This window comes from Wolbachia endosymbiont of Drosophila nikananu (genome assembly GCF_028981865.1).
In the GTDB taxonomy this organism is placed as follows: domain Bacteria; phylum Pseudomonadota; class Alphaproteobacteria; order Rickettsiales; family Anaplasmataceae; genus Wolbachia; species Wolbachia pipientis_B.
Window position 1 is genome coordinate 1 of record NZ_JAPQLL010000008.1, and the last position, 20,177, is coordinate 20,177.

Below are 20,177 nucleotides of genomic sequence, written 5' to 3' on the forward strand. Positions count from 1 at the left end.
GCTCTTTCAAAATTTCTCGATCCTCGCAATGATTTGTGTTTCAAAAAAATCTTTGGAACGGAAAAAAATAAGAATATCCTGATCCACTTTTTGAACGATATTTTAGGGTTTACTGAGATAAATGCAATACAAGAAGTTGAGTTTCTTAGCACTATTATGGATCCCGAAGTTGCCTCTGATAAACAAAGTATTGTTGATGTTCTCTGCAAGGATTCTCACGGAAATAGATATATAGCAGAAATGCAGCTCGCTAGAGACAAGGGCTTCGAAAAACGCGCTCAATTATATGCCGCTAAAGCCTACTCAAGACAATTAGATAAATCTGGCAACTACATTGATTTAAAGAAAGTCTTCTTTATTGCTATATCAAATTGTAACTTACTTCCTGAAGAAGTTGATTATATCTCTACTCATAATATACGTGATATAAAAACTAACGGCCATTACTTAAAAGATTTTCAATTTATCTTTATAGAATTACCAAAATTTTCAAAAAGTAAAGTAGAGCAGTTAGAAAGTATAGTAGAAAGGTGGTGTTTCTTTTTTAAATACGCAGAAGAAACAACAGAAGAGGACTTAAAAGAGATAGCAGAAAAAGCGCCAATAATAAAGCTAGCATATGATGAATTAGACAAGTTTCGTTGGGACGAAAAAGATTTAGTAGCTTACGAAGAAAGAATAATGGATCTACGCAAAGAAGAAGCCATTCTTGAATACAGACTTGATCTTGCTGAAGAGAAAGGTATACAAAAAGGTATAGAGAAAGGAAAAATTGAAGTCGCAAAAGCAATGCTAGCTAATAATGTTGATGTTGACACTATTGTCAAGTTTACTGGCCTTTCTATTAGTGAGATTGAAGAATTAAGTGGAAATCTGTGAACGGTTACGTTTATTTTTTATCCTTATCATCAAGTGTAAATAAGGTTATTGTAGAGATTAAGCCTATTATAACTATTATCAACGAAAATGGGGCAGCTTCTCTATAGCGCTCATCGCTTACAAGTTCATATATTCTAGTTGATATAGTTTCAAAATTAAATGGTCTTATAATGAGTGTTGCTGTGAGTTCCTTGATAGTATCCATAAATACGAGCAAAAATCCCGATAATATACTTTTCTTGATGAGAGGGATATGAACATTCAAACATGTGGAAATAGTTCCATGACCCATGGTATATGCAGTCCACTCAATTTCATTTGGTATTTTTTTGAGCCCTGATTCTACCGCCTTGAAAGATATAGCAAAAAAACGAAATAAATATGAGTAAACTAATGCGCCAATAGTTCCTACCAAGCTAATTTCCACAATATATTGAGTAATGAAAGAAGATATTCTGCTTAAAAATATTATTATACTAATTGCAATAATTGCATTTGGAATTGCGTAGCCTAAAGAAATGAGACGTGCTACATTATTGATCACCTTATTTTTACGTGCCGTATATCCAATCATTATTGCAATGCTAATTGAGATTAATGCGGTGATAAATGATAAGCCAACACTATTTGCTATTATATTATAGAACCTTGCTTCATATATGAAAAACCCCTTCTCTATGCTCCAATATATGAGTGGAATCATTGGCAAAATAAAACCTATCAATATTGGTAATGCACACATAACATAAGTGCAAATTAACGGTATAGCACCACTTACACTCCATTTGTTGTGATAATCTGCATTAGTGTTGATTGAAGAGTAAGATATTCCTTTTTTTTGTAGTTTCTTTTCGAGAGCTATTAGTGTTGCAACGAAAATCAATTCTGCAACTGCTAAAACAGTAGTTGAATACTTATCATGCAGTAAAAACCAGGTGCGATATATTCCTGTCGTAAAAGTATCGATAGCAAGAAACTGTGGTGTGCCGAAATCCGTAATTACCTCCATTAGTACCAAGGACAACCCAGCTATAATTGATGGACGTATGGAAGGTATGATGACAGAAAACAGGCTCTTCAATGAGGAGAACCCAAGTGTTGATGCAATAGTGACTGAGTTACTAACATTCTTTAAACTTGAGCGGACTAACATATAAACGTATGGATACAAACTAAATCCCATCACTAATATTCCACCACCTAGGGATTTTATTTCAGGAAACCAATAGTCACCTTTGCTCCACTCTAAAATGTCTCTTAATGAGCTCTGCACCGGACCTGAAAATTCTAGTGTATTTACATAGACGAACGCTACTATATATCCAGGGATCGATATCGGAAAGAACAAAGCAATCTCAAAAATTTTACTTCCAGGAAATGAAAAAAATGTGGTGAGCCATGCTGGAATCACTCCAAATATGAAGGATATCCCCCCCACTCCTATCATCAAAATTAGCGTACTCAGTATATATTCAGGGAAAAGTGTACTGATTACCCATCCAGAATTTGCTGATTCTGTAAATAGAATCGATATTAACGATAATACAGGACAGACGAATAATATACTTACTAAAAATAAGAATATATTTTTAAATACTCTCAAAAACATTAATTTGGATCTATATTTGGTATTAAAATGTTATATGTAAAAACTGAAGATATCCAGTAATTATAGCTAACCCAAGAAAGGTTTCCCTACGTCATACCGCGATTCATTCGCGGTATCTCAGCATAGATTCCGCTAACGAGTAGCGGAATGACGAATTTGTTGTTTTTCAAATTGTAGGTAAACCCAAGCCACTTTAGCTATAACAGCCGTACTATTGAATATCTTTATAATTTTGTATATCATGTTTTTAGTTGATAAGTGAATAATCATGAGCTTCGTCATTGCAACTTTCTATCACTTTGTAGAACTCTCTAATTATTATGACATGAAAGACGAAATAAAAACCACATGCGATAACATTGAATTAAAGGGTACTATACTCCTTGCAGAAGAGGGTATTAATGCAACCGTATCTGGTGAAAGAAACACGATTGATAAAATATTCGATTTTCTATGTTCTGATTATAGGCTAAGGGGCCTTACATGGAAAGAGAGTGCAGCAGAATATCAACCTTTTAGCAAGATGAAGGTAAAATTAAAAAGAGAGATTGTGAATCTTGGTGTAGGCAATCTTGATATTTCCCTTAAGGGTAAATATGTTGATCCAGAGCATTGGGATGATTTTACTTCTCAACCTGACGTTTTAGTAATAGATACACGAAATGAGTATGAAGTGAAATTAGGCAAGTTTAAAAATGCAATCAATCCACATACTCAGCATTTTCGAGATTTTCCTAAGTGGGCAAAGTCTTTCTCTGAGAGTAAAGACCTGAAAGTAGCTATGTACTGTACTGGTGGGATTAGATGTGAAAAATCAACAGCGTACATGAAAAATCTTGGATTTAACGATGTGTACCATCTGAAAGGTGGCATTCTTTCTTACCTTGAAAAAACTTATAATAAAAATGGTAATTGGGAAGGTGAGTGTTTTGTTTTTGATGATAGAATTACTGTTGATAACTCACTTACTCCAAGCAACACAATAAAATGTATATTCTGCTCAAATCAAGTTTCAACGGACAAGCTGAAGTCAGTTCCACGTGGCCAAGTGGTTTGTTCTGATTGTAAACTTCAGTGTTATAGCTATAATAAGTAAGAATTCCCTTTATTTGACCTTTATAATCCCAGCGCGTGATGCTGGGATTGGTTTCCCTTACTTCACCATAACTACCTCAAACAGAATCGGGGGTCAAATCCCTGATTCTGAAGGCGTTGGTGTTAGTCTTTCTCACCCACTGCAGATATTGCACGGTACTATCCACTTGGTCGTCGTGGCGGATTTCTGGAAACATTAAAATCTCATACTCAAAATCGCTGAACCATACTGCTTGGTGCGGCAGAAAAACCTTACCAGACCCTATAATCGGAACAATCCAGTAGAATCGAGTGAGTTTGTCATCATGTGGTACTATTTCGATAATGGGTAAATCACTGTTTGCTTTTAGCTCTTGCACCAATTGCTGACCACTTGTTTTTGCTTCGATTAAAATTGCGTGTGGTGTCCATCTTGCTGCTAAAGACAAAACTTGCTCTTTAAGCTTTGGATACTCAAGCTTTGCGCGATATACATCAAGTAAATAGAATTTATTATCCGCTTTTGCCCAGGTGGTACAAACGCTAAAGCCCATAAGTGTTGAAAGTGCAATCACACAAGGTGATTAATGGTATGTAAATCTCCTCTTGATATCAACCTTCATTGTTGGGAAAGCAGATAAACCACGTCGAAAATTCGCTTAAACCTTCTAACCACAGGCAAAAAGGCGCTTTTTTGATTTACCATTGAAATTTATGCCGTTAACCACCTTATATAATGCCACTTATAGCACTTTCAACACTTATGCGCCGCGGCGGTATGACGGTTCGCGGTGATATAGTAACTCGTCATTCCGCTACTTGTTAACGGGATCTGCTGTGGCAACATAAACTCAAATCATTTCAAATTTCAATCCAAAGAGGTATCATTATGTCAAACAACTTCAATTTTAAAGAATTTTTTAACCACTATGAAACAAATAGTACGTCAGATGATATACAAAGGTATTATTTGCTGTGGAAATCAGTAATAGCGCAGGCAATGACTGATGCAGCAAGTCACTGCAAAAAAACAGAAAGCTTGGTAGAAAAACGTAAGGCGATTTCTTGGTTGTCAGACTTTAGTCAAGATTTTGTGCACACATGTATATTGGCTGACTGTGATCCGGTATACGTAAAAAACAAAATACAGCCAATTTTAAAAAGCCTTACTAGATAAAGCCTTTTTAATGAGGTTTACTCCTTTTACCGAAAAAAATATCATGCAATCTCCTATCTATAGTTTCCTCTATATCTTTGATTAATAGTTGCTTTATCATGTTTACTTTCCGCTTTGCATCTTGAGCGTGATGCTCACTGTTATTGCTGTAATTCTTCTTATCACTATAACTACTGCCACTTGGTTTACTACTGTTACTGGATTCATTACCCTTTTTTCTTCTTGTTATTATGAACTTGAGTATCTGCACTATCTTTTCCTTTAAAAAAGACTTCCAACCCGTGCTAAGGAACAACTTATAGAGAAAATGCGGAGTAAGGAATGCTACTAATATTCGAATAGAAATTCCGTAACCGAGGTCTTCCCTATTTTCATAATACCACTTGCAATATTGAAATAAATGGTAAAACGCATTTTTGAAAGAGCCAAATTCTACAGCATACCAAAAACCATTGCTGAGAAACATAAGCATAATGCTGGATGTGTAAAGATACATTGTGAAGAGAAACAGTTTCACAATTATATCTTTTAGACTACCTAATATATAATTCAATAATCTTAATTTATAGAAAAGTGATATCATTTCACACCCACTTCAATATGGCTGGGGTGGAAGGATTCGAACCTTCGCGTGGCGGTATCAAAAACCGCTGCCTTACCACTTGGCTACACCCCAATACTACTTACATCAATAACACTATTAGCCCAATTAGTAAAAGATTTATTTGCTTTTTCTATCGGCATCACAGCAATAGCTGGCTGATCATAAGAATGCATTGCTTCGATTTTTTCTACAATTTTATCAACTTGATCATTCCTGCTCTTCATAATTGCCACTACTTCACAACTATTACTAATTTTACCTTCCCATAAATACAGAGAATTCACTTCGGGAAATATATTTACACATACAATTAATTTCTCGTTTAACAATTCTTCAGAAATAGTTTTAGCCTCATTTAAAGTTGAAAAAGTTGAAAACTAAATTATTCATTAGAATCTACATAAATGCATTGCTACTATATTCCACTCAGGTTTATTCATCAAGAGAAAATAGATGAGATTTTTCTGTTATTCCAGCACTCTCTTCTGTCATTCCAGTATCTCCTTCCCCTGTCATCCCAGTGCTTCCTTCCCCTGTCATTCCAGCGCGTGAAACTGGGATCTATAGCTAACCCAAGAAAGGTTTTCCTACGTCATACCGCGATTTATTCGCGGTATCTCTAGATCCCGCTAACAAGCAGCGGGATGACGAATTTTTGTTTTTCAAATTATCGGTAAATCTAAGTCACTTTAGCTATAGGATTTTTCTATAGTTTAAAAACAAAAAAAGGATGTTACTCGTTGAATAACATCCTTTGGAGAAAGTGAGTGGTTTTGTTTATCCTACTGTTTTCACCTGCGTAGATTCTGGCTTAACTTCATCTACTTTCGTAGAAGGCAGTTGTGATACTGCAAGATCTAGTTCTTTCATAGCCTCATCAAGCCCTCTGTTCAATTCTTCTATCGAAAGACTTTGTCCTCTTGGTGTAGAAGGACCAGAACCCATTCCACTATCAATAGAAGGGCTTCTAGGTACCTTTGGTGAAGCAACTGGAGTAAGCTTAGGAGTTAAGCTACTAGATGAACTGCTTCTACGGACTGTCGCAAATTCCTGAGAACCTGAACTAGAGACAGCATCAGTACTCACAGTTCCTATAGAATTTGGTGAATTGCTTCTTGGTGGCTTTGGTGGAGCAACGTAAAAAGTGCTTTCCCCTACTTGTCTAGACAACGTGCCTGGTTCAGAAAGAACTTGATATTTAACGTTAGTAGTTTCTTCTGGTGCTTTCTTACCCCCAAGCCATGATGGCATTTTTTCTCTAAATGAAGAAGGTGCTTTTACTTCTTTATGCTTCGCAGGATTTAACAATTCCGCTTCACTGCTAACAGTACTTTCAGTTCTTACAGAGTCAAGTGAACTGCTTCTTAGCAAGCTGTTAGATTGTTCAGAGTTGTTTCTCCCCAGTAAAGAGAATGATGGTAATGAAAAAGATCTGCTAGGTCTAGCACTACCTTCTTCAAACATGTTATTACGCATTTTAAGTGATCCTTTGAGAATATGATCTTCTTTGCATTTCACAATAACTTCCTTAATTTCATCGTAATGTTCAGAGAAAATGCTGTCTCTAAAGTACTTGCTTTTGTCTAACATTCTTTTTGTGATTAAGTCATGCAAACTACTTGCATCTAAGTTATCAACAAACCTCTTCTGTTCTTTCCATCTATCTACCTCCTGATTTGGTAAGTAATCTCTAAAATCAAGGTAGGTCTCTCCTGCTATTTTTGATGATATTCCAGAAAGTATGCTTTTTATTAACGTAGAATTATCTTCTCCGTTAGCAAAAATTGCCCTAAAATCCTCTTTTATTCCTTGAACTTTCTTCTTTTGTCGTGAATCAGGAATAAGCTCATTATCTATCCTGTCTGAGTAATTTTCATTACCAGCCGCACGATATAACTTATCCGCTGTTACAGTCAATACATTACTCACCTTTTCCTTTGCTCTTTTATTTACAAGATGAGTGCCTCTCTTCAGTGAATCTACTGAATGTTCATAACCTTCTTTTACTGAGTCCTTAGCATACACAGCACCATCTTTAATTTTTCCTCCAATATGCTTCGCCCCATCAACTGTTTTTTCCACAGCAGATTTGAAGCCTCTTCCCATTTCTGCCCTGTATTTATATGCAGTTACACTAAGTGCCGCAAGTGCTGCAGTTGCAAGTATTCCACCTATTATACTGCCGACGATTATCGGGGCAGCTGCAATAGCAAAACCAGCTCCCACTGCTGCTAACGTACCTATAAACAAACCAAGGATTACTCTGTTTGTTATTTCTAATGACTTTATCCTTTTCTCCAATGATTGCATATGCTTCAATAAATCTTCTGAAGAAAGTGTAGTATTATTTTGTTGAAGTTGTTGTATTTCAACAATATTTGAATTTGTTTCGTTATTAGATAACATTTTAAACCTCACTATTAATTAAATATATTATATTGTACATCCTAGATTCTTAAGTTAGTGTTAATTTGGCTGTTAATGTTCATTTGTCTTTGAATAATTCTGCTTGACGTGTTTTTTGATAGTGTGGAAAATTAGGTCAAGAAGCCGGAGTATTTATGAGGTGCATAAAAAGGGCACTCATCTTTTTGGCTGTTATAACTTTAATAATAATAGCTTTACTATTTAGGTATAATTCCCATTTTCACGAAGACGTAGTGCACTTAAAGAGTGACAACAAAGAATTCAAAAAAAAGCCAGAAATATTCTATAGAGTCGACCATACTACATAGAGAAAAGGAAGTGTATGATAATGTCCTTCGTTCCGATAATTAATTTGTAAATAAAATAGTTTTGCATTTTTTTATAAGATAAGTAATATTAGCGTATTAATTATAGAATCAACCATTATGTTTGATGATAATAATCCTTGGAATTTGGGAAAGAAACCGGTAGGGAGCAAAACTCCCAATAATGAAGATATTTTAAGTAAAGCTACGTCTGATATAAGGTGTTTTTTTACTGGCTTAACCAGGAATAGGGGCAAAAAACCTTATTTTATCATTTTCATTATTTTGCTACTCTATGCTTGCACTGGCTTTTATATTGTCCATCCTAGTGAGGAAAGTATAGAACTTACCTTTGGTAAATATTCTAATACAGAAACACCTGGTTTGCGTTATCACTTCCCCTACCCTATTGGCAAGGTTTTTAAAGTGAATGTTAAGGAAGTAAATCGTGAAGAAATTGGGGTAAGTAATTCTTATGGGCGAGACACAGATCGCGGTGAAGGTGTGATGCTAACTGGAGATGAAAATATAGTCAACGTTAACTTCGAGGTTCAGTGGCGCGTTAGAGATGCTAAGGACTATTTATTCAAAGTGCGGGATTACAAACCAGGTTTCAGTGTTAAAAATGCTGCTGAAAGTGCCATGAGAGAAATAATAGGTAAAAACACGATCTCTTTTGCACTTGGTCAAGGCAGACCAGAAATTTCTAGAGATACTAGAATTCTATTGCAGCAGATTCTTGATGGATACCAAATGGGCATAGAGATTTTATCTGTTCAAATGAAAAAAATTGATCCACCAGAAAAAGTAATCAGTTCGTTTAGAGATGTACAAAGTGCTCGTGCAGACAAAGAGCGTACTATAAACGAAGCATATGCTTATAATAACGATATTATACCTCGAGCAAAGGGTGAAGCGATAAAGATAAAATTAGATGCAGAGGCATATGAGAATGAAGTAATAAATGAAGCAAAAGGTAATGCAAATCGCTTTTTATCTCTTTATGAGGAATATAGACAGAATCCTTCTCTCGTTAAGAATCGTATTTATCTTGAAACTATGGAAAATATTTTCAGTAAGGTAGACAAAGTTGTTGTAACTGATGATCTGAAAGGTATGTTTTCTTATTTACCTCTTACAAATTTAGGGAAATAACCATGAGTAGTAATATTAAAATTGTTTTTGTTTCTGTATTTGTTGTTTTATTGATTGTTTTATTTAATTCAATATTTGTTGTGCAAGAAACAAAGCAAGCGATAGTTATACAACTCGGTAAAGTTGTAAGAGATGTTAGGGAAAGTGGCTTATATTTTAAGTTACCATTCATAAATAGTGTAGAGTTTCTTGATAAAAGAGTTTTAGATTTAAGTCCTGATAAGATCCCAAGGGAAGTGATAACAGCGGATCAAAAACGTATTATAGTAGATGCGTATGCAAAATATAAAATAACAAATCCTGTTACTTTTTACCAGGCTGTGAGAAATGAATCAGGGCTGGTTAGAAGATTGTATCCGGTTATAGAAGCACACATAAGAGAAAATATAGGCAGATTTTCGTTGATTAGTTTGTTGAACGAAAAAAGATCAGAGGTTATGCAATTGATTCAGCGTGGAGTTTATTCTGAAGCTGAAAAATTTGGCATAGAAATAATAGACGTAAGAATTAAGAGAGCAGATTTACCAGAAGAAAATAGTTCTGCAATATTTCGCCGTATGCAAACTGAAAGGGAAAAAGAAGCAAAAGAAATTAGAGCAGAAGGAGAGCAAGCTGGGCAGGAAGTTAGATCAAAAGCTGATAAATTAAAAAGGGAAATTATCTCCAGTGCAGTAAAAGAATCATATGAAATAAGGGGCCGTGGTTATGCTGAAGCAACTAGAATTTATAATGAGGCATTTAAGGTTGATGAAGAGTTTTTTAACTTTTATCGCTCCATGAGCGCTTACAGTAAATCATTTGCCGAAAATAATACTAAATTTGTACTTTCACCAAACAATAACTTTTTAGATATTTTAAACAAAGGATGGAAATAATTTATGAAAAGTAAGGCATTTATTTTATCTATATTTGCATATTTTCTAATTGCATTTTCTTCATACGCTAATATGTTTGATTGGAATGCAAAAAAGGCCGTTGATGCTAGCATTACTGCATGTAACTGTAATCAAGGACTTGCCGATTTAGTGGAAGAACTCATTCCTGCGGTTGTAAATATTTCAAGCGAACAAATAATCAAACAAGAAAGTAACAATAGAACTAAAATCCCTTTTATGCCAAGAAATAATTTCTTTGATGATTTTAGAGAATTTTTTGAGCATTTTGATCAGTTTTTTATGGATAGGGGCCCTAGTGTTAACAGAGAGGTGGTGTTGCTTGGTTCTGGGTTTATTATAGATAAAGGTGGAACTATAGTAACCAATTATCACGTTATTAAAAACGCCCAAGATATCACAGTTACTATGAACGATAATACTTATTTCAAAGCAGAAGTTTTAGGCTATGATGCAAGAACTGATCTTGCTGTGCTTAAGGTTCATTCTAATAAAGATCTTCCTTTTGTTGCATTTGGCAATTCTGATACAGCAAGGGTTGGCGATACAGTTATTGCAATAGGTAACCCATTTGGTTTGGGTGGTTCTGTAAGCACAGGAATTATATCTGCAAGGTCCAGAGACATTAGTATCGGCACTATGAATGAATTTATTCAAACCGACGCTGCAATTAATAGAGGCAACTCTGGAGGGCCATTATTTGATTTAAATGGAAAAGTTATAGGCATTAACACCGCTATCTATTCCCCATCTGAGTCTGGCGGTAACGTGGGTATAGGCTTTGCTATACCATCTAATTTAGCTATGTCAATTATTGACACATTAAAAAGTGGCAAAAAAATAAAACATGGTTGGCTTGGTGTGCAAGTTCAGCCTATAACGAAAGAATTTGCTGAGTCTTTGGGTTTAAAAGATACAAAAGGTGCACTGGTTGCAAGTATAGTAAAGGATAGCCCTGCAGAAAAAGGTGGAATTAAGGTGGGTGACATATTATTAGAATTTGATGATAAAAAAATTGATAGAATGACACAACTGCCTCAAATGGTTTCAAGAACTGAACCTGGAAAAAAAGTACAAATTAAGTTACTTAGAAAGGGCAAAGAGGTCAATATTAAGGTTGTGATTGAAGAATCTGCAAATGATGGTCAAGGTAATAATCAAGAAGAAAATAAATCAACATCCGATTACATAACTGGTTTAACTGTTTCAAACCTGCCAAAAGAATCAAAAGAAAGTAATCCTACAAAAGGTGTGATAGTTACTAATGTAGATAGTAACAGTAATGCCACGCTGCGTGGTATTAAAAAAGGAGACATTATTATCCAATTAGATGGAACCGATATAGAAAATACTAATGATTTTCAAAAACAAGTTGATTCAGCAGTAAAGAAAAACGGTAAAGATTCAATAATGTTGCTCATTTACCGCAATGGAAATCAATTCTTTACTTCAATAAAGTTAAAGAAATAGCACTTTTCGTAGGTTATTTACTAAATTAGCAGCATTGTAAGCCTGCCATTGTAACACCTCAATCTTATAAGACAAATCAAAACTATTAAAGTCTACATTCCATTCACTAAAATACACATATGGATAATATAAATTTTCTAAAATTCATTGAACTGTGCTTTCAAACGGTGGTGCCGGGATGTGAGTATAATGATTATCGGTACATAAAAGTCATAGCAGACAGGCTGGAAGCAGCGAGCATTGGTGAAGTGAGACGAATAGTATTCAATATGCCTCCACGTTCAATGAAGTCCATATGTGTGAGTGTTGCGTGGCCCGCATGGATACTGGGAAATCAGCCAACCGCGAGAATAATAGTTGCAAGTTACTCTCGGCTGCTCAGCGAAAAGCACTCGCTTGATACCAAGTGCATAATGCAATCTGATTGGTATAAAGAGCTGTTTCCAGAGGTAAAATTATCCAAAGACCAGAACACTAAATATAAATTCCAAACAGTGCAGAGAGGATTTAGAATCGCAACATCAGTTGGAGGAACGTTAACCGGTGAAGGTGGAGATTTTATTATTGTGGACGATCCGCTTAACCCTGCCCAAGCTTTGAGTGAAACGTTTAGAAAGCGTGCCACAAACTGGTTCGATCAGACTTTGGTGACAAGGCTCAACGATAGAAAAAAAGGAGTAATTGTGCTTGTTATGCACAGGCTGCACCTGGAAGACTTAACTGGGCACCTCTTATCCAAGCCAAAAAACATATGGCATCATATTTGTTTGCCAATGATTTCTGAAAATAAGGAGGTTATTTATTCAATTAATAACCATACTGGTGTCATTCCAATTCCCCCTCCTGTCATCCCAGTGCCCAGACACTTGGATCCAGAAAATTCAACCGCAAAAGACTGGATTCCAGCATCAAGTGCTGGAATGACACTACCTGCAAGAGTATTATACTCAAGAGAAGAAGGTCAGTTGCTATATCCCCTGGAGGGAGGAAGAGAAGAAGTTGAGATGATAAAAGTTGAACTCGGGAGTTACGCTTTTGCTGCTCAATATCAACAAAACTCCCTGCCGCTTTCAAGTGGTATAATAAAACAAGAGTGGCTAAAGCGCTATAAAAATTTCCCTGATAATCCCTCACATGTAACTCAAAGCTGGGACACTGCAGTTTCAACAAACGATTCCAGCGACTTTAGCGTCTGCACTACCTGGGCAAAAATAGATAATAAATTCTATCTACTTGATGTATATCGAGCAAAGCTTGAGTATCCAAAGCTTAAAGAGCAAGTTCTGTCACTAGCTGCAAGATGGGCACCACATGCAATTTTGATTGAAGCAAAAACGAGTGGTCAGCAATTAACACAAGAGCTAAAGGCAAATAGCAATCTACCCATTATTGAAATTGTGCCACACAATGACAAACTCACTCGATTTTATCAAATTGTTCCAATTATAGAGTCTGGCAGGGTTTTTCTGCCGCATCAAGCAGTATGGCTCAGCGATTTCGAATATGAAATTTTAATGTTCCCAGAAGCCCGTTATGATGATCAGGTGGACAGTATGGTACAATATTTACAATGGATGAGAAAAATTAACACCAGCGCCTTTAGGGTCAGAGACTTTGGCCCCAACCCTAACAAAACACTTAGGTGGCTGAGAGCAGTGGATTAGGTACAAACCGCTTATACAAAAACTTCTTTTTCTTCTTGCAAGTGTTTCTTGATATCAGGAGAATCTACCCTAGAATTTATAAGAGATTTATCATTAAACTCTTCAATAAGCGACGGTGACTGTCCCCGCTCAAGCGACTTCCCTAAACCACTATCTGCAGAAGCTTGAGAACTACGTTCCCCAGGTAATTGTGCTTTTACAGAAGATTTTTTTATCTCCCATTCCTTCAGTAATTCCTCCCTCTGATCAGGATCAAGAGATTCTTGCAACTTTGTAGGATATACAGAAGTCAATGCTCGTATTTTTGGTTTATTGGAAAATCCACCATCCTCTAATTCAGTAGCCCCTGGCTTGTTTTTGGTACATGCTTCAGTAACAGGAGAAGTCTCTTTTGAGGGTGGATAACTTTTTGCTTTTCTTTCTGAGGCAGATCGCTCAGAAAGAGATGGTTTTTTAGTTACATGATGCACAAGATCACTTTTACTTGAACACATCGTATCACGCTCTACACTACGTCGCTTAAAAGGTGAGAACTCTGCTAGTATCAGCTTTATTTCTTCATAGGACAAACCACCCCTATGTTTCTTCGGAGATTTAATCTCTTGTGAATTTGCTTCAGAACACTCACCACTAACTTGCTGTTTTTCATGTTCCACATTGTTCACATCTTCAACACCTGATGATGACACATACCAAGTACTCTTCCCTGTTCGCATACTTTCATCAGCACCTTTCGATGATGAAGGTTCACTAGAACTCACCTGTAGCAATTCATTTCCGGACGTGCTTTGTGATGAACAACGGCTAGAAGCACTAGCCCATGCTGGCACATTTTAGCAGTACCTTTCAATGATGAAGGTTCACTAGAACTCACCTGTGACTGTTGCCGGAGTTCTGCATTTGAAGTCGGTAATGTACTAGCGCGTATTTGCTGAGACAAAGGGTCAGCCCCTACTGAATTAGTACCTTGCCATGATAAAGGTCTACCAACAAAAGATCTCACCTGTAGCAATTCATTTCCGGACGTGCTTTGTGATGAGCAATGGCTAGAAGTACTAGCCCATGCTGGCATATTCGCAGCAGCACCTACATTATAGCCTGGGAAACCCCTCTAATGCTCCATCCTGGCTTTTTCCCGTGGGAGAACTCAATCGTGCCAATTGTGCCTTATCTAGATGTCCATTAGGCAACCTGCCATTTTGAAAATGTATGGAAGACTCCCATTCCATATCTGACAGTTCAGTCGATGGCTCTGGACCACCACTTGAAGCACCAGAATCCTTAGGTTTCGGAGGTGACTCACCAATACCACTATCTCTGCTTCTGCTTCTGCTTCTTTGGTTGGGTGGCGTTCTTAGTCCACTCGGTCCTGCATGTATAGGAGAATTGAATGGCGACTGTGCAGGCGACAATTCTCGAAAATGAAGCTCAGGGTCAATGGACAGTTCATGGTCTTTGTTGATTACAGAGCTTTCTATGATCTTAGTTATCACACAGTGAGAAATTTCTTTATTAGAAAAGTCTATGCCATATACCCCACTGCTTCCATTTACTAATAATTTTCCCTGAGTTTTACCATAAAGATCACAAAATACAGCACCATTAAATGCATAATTTAGTTTAAGAGCTTCTTCGTTTGTTAATAATCTAGCTCCTTCATTACCTTTTATATTAGGTATAAGAATTGAGGCTTCTTCTCTACCTAAAGGGGAAGCACATACAAAGCCATATATTGCCACTCCTGTCAATTGACCAATAGATTCTACTATCATATCTTTAAATAACTTCACTTTATGATTAGCATCACTGTCAACTCCAAGATACATACCTACAAGCCATGCAACACGCCGTGTTACACTATCAATAAAACGAGCGTCATCAAAAACGTCCTTGATATATACACTATTGCCTTCAACCTTCAGGGGCTTCTTAGGAACATTTTCATATCTTTCTCTCATCCTTGATAAAAACCTATGCTCAAATTGCTGACGTGATTCTTTAGTATCAAATTTAGAACAACACAAATATTTTCTCTTGTTAAATGGTACAGTTGTGCTGCTAATTTGCATATCTTCTAGAATATCCTTTTCAAGTGAAGAAGCTAAGTGAGACTTTAGATTAAAAATTACGCCCTGATCTATAGGTATTACAAACTTATACCCATTCTGTTCATCCCAAAACCAGTCTCTATCACTGATATTAAATGGGAAAGAATTAACATCAAAAATTAGCTTAGCTGTATCCAATATTTCTGCATCATTACTTTCTTCAATACCATAGAATTCACGTATTATCTTCCTTTTTATACTGTTCAGATACCTTCTACACTGATACGTATTCATACTCTTCTCAAATGAGACTACGATATAGTCCTCCTTGCCCTCGCTTTGCAGCGTGAAATTGGTTTTAACTGTATTACGAGCATAATTATGTACATTAAAAGCGCTAATCAACGCCCTTACTGTTTCTCTTATATTAGGCATACTAACCTCCCCATTTTTAAATTACAACAACTAGCCTTTACTTATAGAACTACCAGGATTGTTTTTCTGCTCAGACTGATGCCTCCTTTCTTCTACTCTTCTGGCTGCATTACTATGATCATCATACCTCATTCCTTTTCCTCCCTGCACTATACCACCACCTGGTGCTGTATTCTCACTTTTCCACTTTTTAGCATTAAAACCTTTTTTATCATTACCGCTATACATATTGCCTCCTAAGTAAAAATATTATGTAATTAATATACTAAAAATAAATTGTAGTGCAAACACTTTTTTTATATTCTTTAGCATAAATTTTATTCATTCTTTATTCATAAAACTTAAGTTTTCTAGATTCCGCTAACACGTAGCGGAATGACGAACTGTCGACATCTATCTATATGCCCCTGGATTCCAGTTTCACGCACTGGAATGACATGGTGAGGCGTCATCCAAGTAGCTGATGCTGGTTCCATCCAAGAGGGTGTCATCCCAGTGCCCAGACACTGGGATCCAATATTCTTTATCACATAAGTAACTAACACTGGTTTTTCACAATTTCATCAAAAACACTCCCTTTTAACATAAAACCTTACACTTATCAAACCCAATGTACATCCTGGATTCCAGTACTGGAATGACAAGTCATTGGCAACCCTAAGTTCCCTGCGTCATACCGCCGCGGTATCTCAAGCATAGATTCCGCTAACACGTAGCGGAATGAGGAACTGTCGACACCTATCTATATGCCCCTGGATTCCAGTTTCACGCACTAAAATGACAAGAAAGGGACACTGGGATCCAGTGTTCTTTATCACATAAGTAGCTAACACTAACTTCTCGATGGTGTATTACCATTTCCTCTTGCTGCACGTCCATTCAATACATCAGTAACTTTTGATCTAGGATCTTCTTGAGCACCACCCACAGAACATTGCTTAGATTCATTCTCAGCACTATTCCAAGTACCCATGTTAGTAAAATCAAATCCACAATCAGCAACAGAACTTTTAATGGATTGCTTAGGAGCTCCTCTGTCAGAAGCAGATTCCTGAACAGATTTTTCTGGAGCACTTCCGTTAGGTTGCCCTGGGTTAGGAACAGGACTCTTAGCAGATTGATTCGAAGCTTTTTTGTCAGAAACAAAGCTTTGAGCAGATTGGCTTGAAGCTTGATGGGTATTATTATTACCTTGCCCTGTCATTTTTCTCCAATCACCATTGCATCCATAAACCTTTTTTCTCTCCTGCCACGTCTCCGTTGCAGTCTTTGGAACAGGTGGACACACAGCCACTTTCGGTCCCTCAGGCTTCGCTTTTTTCTCTTCTTCCACTTTTGGTTTTGTTTCTTTTATCTCGCGGATCTCCTCCTTTATAACCTCTTTAGGCATTAGTTCTTTCATAGGTTTTGGTAAAAGATCAAGTCCCGGTTTGCTCAGAACAACCGGCCTTACAAATCCGTATAAAACTTCAAAAAGGGAAACTGGCACTTTAGGTTTTTCTCTTTCATCTATCTTTATTTCTACTTCTTCATGAACTTCTTTAATTGCTTCTAATGATGTTTTTTCTGCTTTAGCTGTTTCTTCTTTAGATGCCTCTACTATAGCTGCTAGCTCAACTCCAAACATCTCTGCAAACATTGTAACAATCCATCCGGTAACGGCCATTTGTAACTTGAATTTTAGATCCGTCAATGCTTGTAGACGTTCGAGCACCCTTGCAAACTCTTCTACTGATAACTCACCACTGTTTAATTTTTCCCGCAATTCTTTTATCTCTTTGTCCAACCTCTTGTCCCAACTCAAATCTAAATTACTTTTGAAGATCTCCTTGATTAACTTCTTAAGCTTATCACACAAAAACTTAATTATCGCAGCAATCAGGTTTTTTTCTTTCTTTTCCTTGAGCATTTGGTAGATTTTCGGATCATCTACATCTACTTCAAAGAGGTTGAAGAGAGATTCAAAGAAACTCCAGAAATCTCCCAGTGGTCTTTCACAATCGAAGTAACCCTCATTACCTCCTTTGGTATATAATTCTGCTTGAGATGGTATTTCATCGACACAACTAGAGGCCTGACGCTCACACTCGAGCCTTCTGAGCAAATCTTGTCTGTCAAGCTCCTCTACGGCTGCTTTCAGTTCATTTAACTTCTGCTCCGCAGAGAAATCTTGCTCCCTAATTTTTCCTTGAAAGATTGAGCTACCGCTTTCGTTATTATCTGAAAAAATTTCCATTGTTCTTGTCCCCTTAATAAAATTACTGTCTTTATTATTACCTGAAAAGCTTTCCATTATTTTTGCTCCCTTTATAAAACTTAATAATTTAATTGTACAGCACTAAATATTTAAGAAGTCTTAACGTAAAGATATCAATAAAATTATTTACATTTTTACACTATATATATTATATCATACGCTTTTTAACCTTTCAATAATATTTTTTTTATTCTTGCTGCTTTTTCAAGCTCTAGCATGCGCTCTCCTTCTTATTAATGTTCACTTTTGCCTCCACTACCACTTTTTCTTGTAAAGTATTTGTTTATTATACTCTCTGGCATAACATTGTGCAACATATTGTATTCAGAGTGTATTGAACGAGCCTGAAAGGCTGATAAACGAGTATCAACAAAGACTGTCAGAAAGCAAAGATAAAGCTACGTTAGATATAACTTAGCCACATTTGCCTTTAGCTCTTGTGTTAATTTGCTGCGGACAAGCTTGCGTCAAATCAGAATATGGATCATCCTTAATAGTCTCGATTGACTCTGTAGGTACATTACCATTTTTCTTAAAACCTTTATCTTCTATAGCTTCCAGAACACTTTTTCCTTCTAAGAAACTTCCTTAACTAGCTCCTCTTGTTGCACTAAAGTATAGCCAAATTCTCGTGCCTTTTTGATCAAATTTTTTACAGCTCTCTCCTTATATCGTGTTTCATAGTATTCCATTCCTTTTTCTACATATTCTTGTCCGTATTTGAGCATACTATAAAATATGCATGCTATTTTTCTTGCAGTAGCTGTTATTGCTTTTGGTGCTCCTAATCGTTTTTTTAATCTCCTGTAGTATGCACCCAATGAACTTTTACTATTTCCTACAGAATTAGCAGCCATTCGAAATGCATTCGCAGCACGATTAATGACTTTACGCGTTCTTGTGCTAAACACTTTTTCTCCTGTAATTTTATTGGCAGGGCTGAGTCCTAACCACGATGAAAAGTGTTTTTCTGTTGACCATTTATTATGGTTTATACCAGTTTCTGAAATTATAGTCTGTATACTTAGTATATCAAGCCCTGGAACTTTAGTAAAATCCATACCAGTTATTCGGTGCAGTTCCTCGTGCAAAGCAAAGTCAGGCTTACTTTTTCTGTGCTTATTCTTTTCCTTACTCAACTGTTTACTTTCGTTAGATTTTGTTTCAAACGTTTTGTAATAGACCTCAATATTTCTATCACATTCTGCTATTTTTTCTTGATAAATATTATATAGTTCAAATTCTTGCTTTAGCGTGAATACATGTTCCTCTCTATAATCGCCAGCTAACGCTTTTGCTATAGTAGACTGATCATTTTTTATTCGTGCATCCCTGAATTGAGCCAATTTCCCAGAATCTCTTTCGCCTTTAATTATAGCCTTGATAATTTTCATACCAGTTACTCCTGTTATATCTCTTATAACTCTATGCAGTTGTATATTCATTTGAATTAATGCCTTCTGCATACGCAGAACATGTGTAGATGCACTTTCAGTGAGGTTCTTACGTTGTCGCACGTAACTACGCAATACACATATCTGGCTATCTGGCCTAAATGACCCTTGGAGTAATCCATAACTATGTAGTTGTTGTAACCACTGACAGTCCTGAACATCTGACTTTCTCCCAGGTACATTTTTTACATGTCGCGCATTTACCAACTTAACTTCAAAACCGTAAGATTCCAGTATTTGAAACAAAGGAATCCAATATACACCAGTTGATTCCATCGCTACGGTTGTAACTTTACACTTTTTTAACCACCTTGCTAAATTATGAAGGTCTTCAGTGAAGCAGCCAAATTTTTGAACACGTTGCTCATCTCTTCTCTCGGGTATACATACATAATGTACAGCCGAACCAACATCTATCCCTGCTGCATCAGGATTCATTACCTCTAATTTACTTTTTGTCATTGTAATTGACCTCCTATAACTTATAATGAAGAAGTATTTAAGCTTGGGACGGTTAGATTATACAATCTTCTAATCGAGGTAGTCGTAATAGACTCCATCAGTGGTTTAACCGTTCCTCCAAAACCATGCTCCCAAACGGGCACTCTAGCACCATTGAGCGTCCGGTTATAACTGCAAAAATACTTCTTAATAAATTATATTTAAAAATTGTTATAGCACTGGATAAAATAGTTTCTTTCAGGTTTAACAAGATTTTTCCTTGTT

The 20,177-nt window shown here is 36.4% G+C and carries 15 protein-coding genes, 1 tRNA gene and 2 pseudogenes; 7 read left to right on the forward strand and 11 right to left on the reverse strand.

Going from position 1 to position 20,177, the window contains the following annotated elements; genetic code table 11:
* A partial coding sequence (locus OZD67_RS00505; RefSeq protein WP_274999616.1) for an Rpn family recombination-promoting nuclease/putative transposase occupies positions 1-879 on the forward strand: 879 nt, incomplete at its 5' end.
* 10 nt (positions 880-889) lie between these two features.
* On the opposite strand, the gene OZD67_RS00510 is transcribed toward OZD67_RS00505, so the two are convergent.
* Positions 890-2,488, reverse strand: coding sequence for an ABC transporter permease (locus OZD67_RS00510; RefSeq protein ID WP_182183902.1), 1,599 nt, complete (start codon positions 2,486-2,488; stop codon positions 890-892).
* A gap of 268 nt (positions 2,489-2,756) precedes the next feature.
* Here OZD67_RS00510 and trhO point away from each other — a divergent pair, with 268 nt between their 5' ends.
* Positions 2,757-3,584: an oxygen-dependent tRNA uridine(34) hydroxylase TrhO gene (gene trhO / locus OZD67_RS00515; protein WP_182183901.1), complete on the forward strand. Its 828-nt coding sequence runs from the start codon at positions 2,757-2,759 to the stop codon at positions 3,582-3,584.
* Between the two features lie 76 nt (positions 3,585-3,660).
* Here the strand turns inward: trhO and terL (OZD67_RS00520) are convergent.
* Positions 3,661-4,116, reverse strand: a pseudogene (gene terL / locus OZD67_RS00520) (phage terminase large subunit); the annotation flags it as partial.
* A gap of 335 nt (positions 4,117-4,451) precedes the next feature.
* Between terL (OZD67_RS00520) and OZD67_RS00525 the strand changes: the two are divergent.
* Positions 4,452-4,739, forward strand: a complete 288-nt coding sequence (locus OZD67_RS00525) for a hypothetical protein (protein ID WP_182158640.1) — start codon at positions 4,452-4,454, stop codon at positions 4,737-4,739.
* A 7-nt stretch (positions 4,740-4,746) separates the two neighbouring features.
* On the opposite strand, the gene OZD67_RS00530 is transcribed toward OZD67_RS00525, so the two are convergent.
* The 4 genes and pseudogenes from OZD67_RS00530 to OZD67_RS00545 all read right to left on the reverse strand — a co-directional run bounded on the left by OZD67_RS00530 (position 4,747) and on the right by OZD67_RS00545 (position 7,749).
* Positions 4,747-5,322: a hypothetical protein gene (locus OZD67_RS00530; protein ID WP_182183899.1), complete on the reverse strand. Its 576-nt coding sequence runs from the start codon at positions 5,320-5,322 to the stop codon at positions 4,747-4,749.
* 18 nt (positions 5,323-5,340) lie between these two features.
* Positions 5,341-5,415: transfer RNA gene (locus OZD67_RS00535), tRNA-Gln, on the reverse strand.
* Positions 5,406-5,720: pseudogene (cutA, locus tag OZD67_RS00540) on the reverse strand (divalent-cation tolerance protein CutA); the annotation flags it as partial. The pseudogene cutA and the gene OZD67_RS00535, both read right to left, overlap by 10 nt.
* Positions 5,721-6,120: 400 nt before the next feature.
* On the reverse strand, positions 6,121-7,749 hold the full coding sequence (locus tag OZD67_RS00545) for an actin-bundling T4SS effector WalE1 family protein (RefSeq protein ID WP_182183897.1): 1,629 nt from the start codon (positions 7,747-7,749) through the stop codon (positions 6,121-6,123).
* Positions 7,750-8,195: 446 nt separating this feature from the next.
* Between OZD67_RS00545 and hflK the strand changes: the two genes are divergently transcribed.
* From hflK to terL (OZD67_RS00565), 4 genes are all read left to right on the forward strand, one after another.
* Positions 8,196-9,230 carry an FtsH protease activity modulator HflK gene (gene hflK, locus OZD67_RS00550; RefSeq protein ID WP_182183895.1) on the forward strand — a complete coding sequence of 345 codons (1,035 nt, stop codon included), beginning with the start codon at positions 8,196-8,198 and terminating at the stop codon, positions 9,228-9,230.
* Between the two features lie 2 nt (positions 9,231-9,232).
* Complete coding sequence (hflC, locus tag OZD67_RS00555) at positions 9,233-10,105, forward strand: protease modulator HflC (protein WP_010962867.1); 873 nt, start codon at positions 9,233-9,235, stop codon at positions 10,103-10,105.
* A 3-nt stretch (positions 10,106-10,108) separates the two neighbouring features.
* Positions 10,109-11,593 (forward strand): DegQ family serine endoprotease, encoded by a 1,485-nt coding sequence (locus tag OZD67_RS00560; protein ID WP_182183894.1) that lies wholly within the window; start codon positions 10,109-10,111, stop codon positions 11,591-11,593.
* A gap of 119 nt (positions 11,594-11,712) precedes the next feature.
* On the forward strand, positions 11,713-13,257 hold the full coding sequence (gene terL, locus OZD67_RS00565; RefSeq protein WP_182183892.1) for a phage terminase large subunit: 1,545 nt from the start codon (positions 11,713-11,715) through the stop codon (positions 13,255-13,257).
* 11 nt (positions 13,258-13,268) lie between these two features.
* Here terL (OZD67_RS00565) and OZD67_RS00570 read toward each other — a convergent pair whose 3' ends face one another.
* The 5 genes from OZD67_RS00570 to OZD67_RS00590 all read right to left on the reverse strand — a co-directional run bounded on the left by OZD67_RS00570 (position 13,269) and on the right by OZD67_RS00590 (position 19,919).
* Positions 13,269-14,018: a hypothetical protein gene (locus OZD67_RS00570; RefSeq protein WP_182183890.1), complete on the reverse strand. Its 750-nt coding sequence runs from the start codon at positions 14,016-14,018 to the stop codon at positions 13,269-13,271.
* Between the two features lie 330 nt (positions 14,019-14,348).
* The gene (locus tag OZD67_RS00575) at positions 14,349-15,740 is read right to left on the reverse strand and encodes a hypothetical protein (RefSeq protein WP_182183888.1); all 1,392 of its coding nucleotides are present in this window, start codon (positions 15,738-15,740) and stop codon (positions 14,349-14,351) included.
* A 30-nt stretch (positions 15,741-15,770) separates the two neighbouring features.
* A complete protein-coding gene (locus OZD67_RS00580) occupies positions 15,771-15,968 on the reverse strand; it encodes a hypothetical protein (RefSeq protein ID WP_182183886.1) in 198 nt (65 codons plus the stop codon).
* 604 nt (positions 15,969-16,572) lie between these two features.
* Positions 16,573-18,033, reverse strand: coding sequence for a V-type ATP synthase subunit I domain-containing protein (locus tag OZD67_RS00585; RefSeq protein WP_259346693.1), 1,461 nt, complete (start codon positions 18,031-18,033; stop codon positions 16,573-16,575).
* A gap of 539 nt (positions 18,034-18,572) precedes the next feature.
* Positions 18,573-19,919 (reverse strand): IS110 family RNA-guided transposase, encoded by a 1,347-nt coding sequence (locus OZD67_RS00590; protein ID WP_182184072.1) that lies wholly within the window; start codon positions 19,917-19,919, stop codon positions 18,573-18,575.
* Between the last annotated feature and the right edge of the window lie 258 nt (positions 19,920-20,177).

Coding starts and splice junctions, on each gene's coding strand:
- OZD67_RS00580 (WP_182183886.1), bottom strand. CDS start 15,968: ATGTATAGCGGTAATGATAAAAAAGGTTTTAATGCTAAAAAGTGGAAA.
- terL (WP_182183892.1), top strand. CDS start 11,713: ATGGATAATATAAATTTTCTAAAATTCATTGAACTGTGCTTTCAAACG.
- trhO (WP_182183901.1), top strand. CDS start 2,757: ATGAGCTTCGTCATTGCAACTTTCTATCACTTTGTAGAACTCTCTAAT.
- OZD67_RS00525 (WP_182158640.1), top strand. CDS start 4,452: ATGTCAAACAACTTCAATTTTAAAGAATTTTTTAACCACTATGAAACA.
- OZD67_RS00585 (WP_259346693.1), bottom strand. CDS start 18,033: ATGGAAAGCTTTTCAGGTAATAATAAAGACAGTAATTTTATTAAGGGG.
- OZD67_RS00575 (WP_182183888.1), bottom strand. CDS start 15,740: ATGCCTAATATAAGAGAAACAGTAAGGGCGTTGATTAGCGCTTTTAAT.
- hflK (WP_182183895.1), top strand. CDS start 8,196: ATGTTTGATGATAATAATCCTTGGAATTTGGGAAAGAAACCGGTAGGG.
- OZD67_RS00545 (WP_182183897.1), bottom strand. CDS start 7,749: ATGTTATCTAATAACGAAACAAATTCAAATATTGTTGAAATACAACAA.
- OZD67_RS00560 (WP_182183894.1), top strand. CDS start 10,109: ATGAAAAGTAAGGCATTTATTTTATCTATATTTGCATATTTTCTAATT.
- hflC (WP_010962867.1), top strand. CDS start 9,233: ATGAGTAGTAATATTAAAATTGTTTTTGTTTCTGTATTTGTTGTTTTA.
- OZD67_RS00530 (WP_182183899.1), bottom strand. CDS start 5,322: ATGATATCACTTTTCTATAAATTAAGATTATTGAATTATATATTAGGT.
- OZD67_RS00510 (WP_182183902.1), bottom strand. CDS start 2,488: ATGTTTTTGAGAGTATTTAAAAATATATTCTTATTTTTAGTAAGTATA.